Origin of the sequence: Intestinimonas sp. HCP28S3_D6 (assembly GCF_052065695.1) — a bacterium.
Lineage (GTDB): Bacteria > Bacillota > Clostridia > Oscillospirales > Oscillospiraceae > Intestinimonas.
In genome coordinates, this window is the sequence record NZ_JBQHTM010000100.1 from 1 (window position 1) to 3,343 (window position 3,343).

Annotated in this window: 7 protein-coding genes and 1 pseudogene; 5 read left to right on the forward strand and 3 right to left on the reverse strand. The window is 44.2% G+C overall.

Annotated elements, in window-relative coordinates; genetic code table 11:
* On the forward strand, positions 1-233 hold a 233-nt coding region (locus tag ACTNBK_RS16715), incomplete at its 5' end, for a hypothetical protein (RefSeq protein WP_441147787.1).
* 117 nt (positions 234-350) lie between these two features.
* On the opposite strand, the gene ACTNBK_RS16720 is transcribed toward ACTNBK_RS16715, so the two are convergent.
* From ACTNBK_RS16720 to ACTNBK_RS16730, 3 genes are read right to left on the reverse strand one after another with little or no spacing between them, the layout of a single operon-like run.
* Positions 351-560 carry a helix-turn-helix domain-containing protein gene (locus ACTNBK_RS16720; protein WP_441147789.1) on the reverse strand — a complete coding sequence of 70 codons (210 nt, stop codon included), beginning with the start codon at positions 558-560 and terminating at the stop codon, positions 351-353.
* Positions 557-1,429 carry a hypothetical protein gene (locus tag ACTNBK_RS16725; protein ID WP_441147791.1) on the reverse strand — a complete coding sequence of 291 codons (873 nt, stop codon included), beginning with the start codon at positions 1,427-1,429 and terminating at the stop codon, positions 557-559. Before ACTNBK_RS16725 ends, ACTNBK_RS16720 begins: the two co-directional genes overlap by 4 nt.
* Positions 1,430-1,431: 2 nt before the next feature.
* The gene (locus tag ACTNBK_RS16730; protein ID WP_441147793.1) at positions 1,432-1,593 is read right to left on the reverse strand and encodes a MerR family transcriptional regulator; all 162 of its coding nucleotides are present in this window, start codon (positions 1,591-1,593) and stop codon (positions 1,432-1,434) included.
* A gap of 273 nt (positions 1,594-1,866) precedes the next feature.
* On the opposite strand from ACTNBK_RS16730, the gene ACTNBK_RS16735 reads away from it, so the two are divergent.
* The 4 genes and pseudogenes from ACTNBK_RS16735 to ACTNBK_RS16750 all read left to right on the forward strand — a co-directional run.
* Positions 1,867-2,094: a hypothetical protein gene (locus ACTNBK_RS16735; RefSeq protein WP_441147795.1), complete on the forward strand. Its 228-nt coding sequence runs from the start codon at positions 1,867-1,869 to the stop codon at positions 2,092-2,094.
* Positions 2,091-2,462, forward strand: a complete 372-nt coding sequence (locus tag ACTNBK_RS16740) for a hypothetical protein (RefSeq protein ID WP_441147797.1) — start codon at positions 2,091-2,093, stop codon at positions 2,460-2,462. Before ACTNBK_RS16735 ends, ACTNBK_RS16740 begins: the two co-directional genes overlap by 4 nt.
* On the forward strand, positions 2,455-2,577 hold the full coding sequence (locus tag ACTNBK_RS16745; RefSeq protein ID WP_256447269.1) for a hypothetical protein: 123 nt from the start codon (positions 2,455-2,457) through the stop codon (positions 2,575-2,577). Before ACTNBK_RS16740 ends, ACTNBK_RS16745 begins: the two co-directional genes overlap by 8 nt.
* Positions 2,578-2,707: 130 nt before the next feature.
* Positions 2,708-3,238 (forward strand): annotated as a pseudogene (locus ACTNBK_RS16750) (recombinase family protein); the annotation flags it as partial.
* Between the last annotated feature and the right edge of the window lie 105 nt (positions 3,239-3,343).

Sequence of the window (3,343 nt, forward strand, 5' to 3'; positions counted from 1 at the left end):
TTGCCCTCCCTTGGAAGAAGTTGTGTGCAAACTTCATTCTACCATGTGGGGAAAATCACTATGGATTTTTTCTTAGGTGTCCAACTTCATTTTACAATCGACCAAAAATACTTGTTGAAGCTGATTTCATATCCGATTTGAGTCTTCTTTTCGTCAATCCATGCATCCGGAGCATAAGAGAGTACTTCATACTTCAAGAAGCCCTCAATGCCTCCTTCATAATTACTATTTGATTATGCACTTGATTGTCCATATTTGTTTTCCTTTCCTGACCTATATATTTTCAGTCAATGTGATAAAGTTCACTCCCGCATTTAAATTTCATCAGCGATACTGCACATTATTGGGGCTTATTCAGATTCTTTGCTATTGTCATCAGCCGCCCCACCTGAACGAATCCACTCATCCACCTCAGACAATTTGAATTTCCAAAGTCTTCCAACCTTGTAGGCAGGCATATTGCGCTTAGCAATCCAAGCGAGGACTGTTTCTCTGCCGACTCCGAGATATGACTGAACTTCTTTCACTGTTACCCATTTCTCGATGTTGACTTCACTCACTGTGTTACCTCCGTCTGTCCCTGATAATCCATTTTTGTGCTAACTACAAATATGAATATGTTGCTGTTCGGAAAGCAATCATTGTTATCACTGTCTACCATAATCCATCTGCATTCCGATTTTCCCTCAAAGCCGCGAGCATCTATGCTCACGGTTATTTTTACGCTCTTATGCGGAGGCGTGTCTGGTATATCAATATAATTTGTTTCTGCTTTCGGTCGGACGTCTTCGTGATTGGAAAAGAATAATCTTCGTCCACGCCACACCTGTGTGCCAGCATTTTCAAATTCCCATGTGTGTTGAAACTTCTCATATATATTCACTTGATAAGTTGGCCTGTTCTTAGACTTGAAACAAATCTGATCTCCTGGATACAAAATTCCCGCAGGTTGATGCAATTTTGTTTCTTCATCTTTTGGTTCTGCAAGCAGTTTTTGATATTCTATCGCTACAATGTCATCGACCTCATCAGAGTTATTTCCCACAAACATTCTGAACTGAATCGACAATGCTCTGCACAGACAATCCTTATTCTCTTCCATAGTTGGAGAAATGCCGAATGCAAGCATCACATTGCGTGTTTTATCATCTTCTATGTTCTCCTTATAAAAAGCGGTAAGGCCGGCATCGTCAAATGGATGGAAAGATGCCTTTATATCCGTCGTCATAGTTCGACTGCCATCATAAAGTTTTCTCGGCAACGGTACATCCTTGGAGGTGTACCGTTTTCCTTTTTTAAATGGGAAATAGTTGCTGCCTGCTGCGCAGAAGCAACGCACGACAAATATACCGCTATTCTTTCTGTTTGGATAGTAAAGCTCCTCCCGCATGTGCGTGTATAGCCGCTCAAAATATGTCTTTACCAGCACATCTAATTCTCCTTATCATATGCAATTATTTCTTTATCGGCATATAATAGGTGACCATATTTATTTGTGGCTGTCGGCGCAGTAGCTAGGCCAGCTTTCTCATATTCCTGAATAACGCGGCGCGTCATTCCAACGATTTGAGTTACTTCATGGAGTGTTTTCATTATTCATCACCACCCTACAAGCAAAGGTTACAGCTGCACGAGCCGTGCAGTCAATAGGGAAAGAAAAAATTTTGTTTTTTATAACTACAACGAGTTTCATCTTCCTATAGTGAAGCCCCTATCGAACGATGATAGGGGTTTTTCAACAAAAATTTCAGATATACGCAACAAACGCCCTCTGCCGTGGCCTACAAGTGAGAGGTACAAGTGCCAGGGAAGGGCACCAAGGCCGCTCAGACTTTGAATACACATAATCATAGGAGAGAAACGGCCATGGATTACAAAACCGAACCCAAGCAGCAGGAGCCGCAGCTGATTTGCCTGTGCGCAGCCTGTGCCAGTGCTTTTTATAATGTTCCCACCATAAGAATCAAGCGCGCAGATCGCTACCAATTTGTGAAAGATACCTGTACCTATTGTGGAATTCGCAGTGGATATGACTATATCGTCGCTCCCCGCAAAGTTCCGCAGCGCCATTCAGGTAATGAGGCGACGCCATGAACAAAAAGGATGTCTGCGCAACAAAAGTGGCTTATGTGCGCTTCACGGAAGATGATTTAGCGGATTTGGATCGTCAGGTCCGGAGGGTTGGCGCACCGTCAAGAGGCGCGTATATCCGCAATCTGGTCAAAAAGATTCGCCCCGTTGAGCTTCCACCAGCAGACTATTTATCCCTACTGGACGAGCTATCATCCCTTCGGCGCAGTATTGATGCTTTGGCAGCGCGAGCCGCTGAAGGTGGAACATCTACTCTTAATCCGGTCGAATATTATACATTGTCCAGCCTTACAGCGTTAACACTCCAAAAAATCCGGCTTGCGGTGTTACCGCAGCAATGTCAATTACCGGAGGATATGATCCATGAATGAATCGATTATTGACCGCACCTATGTGTGCTTAAAACTGATTGATATGCTCTACAAGAAGGGCCTTGTCAACGAGGCAACCTATCTGAATGTCAAGCAAACCTATCCGCAAAAGTGAACACTTTTCCGGCAAGTTGTCAAGGATATCAGGCCAGCGTCCGTATCATTGCTGATTCTGTTGTTTTCGGGTATTCTCGCCTTGTCAGAACAAATCAGAAGCCATAAAGGAGGAAGATGCTATGTACAATATGTCTCCGTACTCATTGTCCCGTTCTTTCCGGGACAAACCCTGCCGGGCAGTTATATATGGCCGTGCCTCAACAGAACACGAGGCCCAGGTCAAAGCCCTTCAGAATCAGATGCAATGGTATGATGATGTTGCTCGATTTCATCCTCAGTGGAATGTTATCAACCGCTACATTGACCAAGGTATTACCGGAACTCAGGTCTATAAGCGGGATGCCTTTATGCAGATGATGGAAGATGCCAAACAGCATAAATTCGATTTGATTGTCACTCGCGAGGTTTGCCGCTTCGCCAGAAATACGGTAGATGCTCTGGTCTGTGTCCGTCAGCTTGCCGCCATGGGGATTGAAGTCTATTTTGTAAATGATAACATTTGGACTCTTGACGGTGATGGTGAACTGAGGCTGACCATTATGGCTACTATGGCACAGGAAGAAAGCCGCAAAATCAGTGAACGCTCTCTTGCAGGACAACGGGTCAGCCGCGAAAAAGGCGTCCTCTATGGAAACGGGAACATTTTCGGATATACTAGGGAATCTCTGATTTAATCCGCACTACCATAAAGGCTCCGGATGTGGGATAATAACACTATCAACGCAATGGTGGTGTATGGGGATGAAGAAACAGGAAACATTTAC

Excerpts from the sequence above, each read along its gene's own strand:
- ACTNBK_RS16730 (WP_441147793.1), bottom strand. The coding sequence starts at position 1,593 with ATGAAAACACTCCATGAAGTAACTCAAATCGTTGGAATGACGCGCCGC.
- ACTNBK_RS16745 (WP_256447269.1), top strand. The coding sequence starts at position 2,455 with ATGAATGAATCGATTATTGACCGCACCTATGTGTGCTTAAAACTGATT.
- ACTNBK_RS16735 (WP_441147795.1), top strand. The coding sequence starts at position 1,867 with ATGGATTACAAAACCGAACCCAAGCAGCAGGAGCCGCAGCTGATTTGC.
- ACTNBK_RS16740 (WP_441147797.1), top strand. The coding sequence starts at position 2,091 with ATGAACAAAAAGGATGTCTGCGCAACAAAAGTGGCTTATGTGCGCTTC.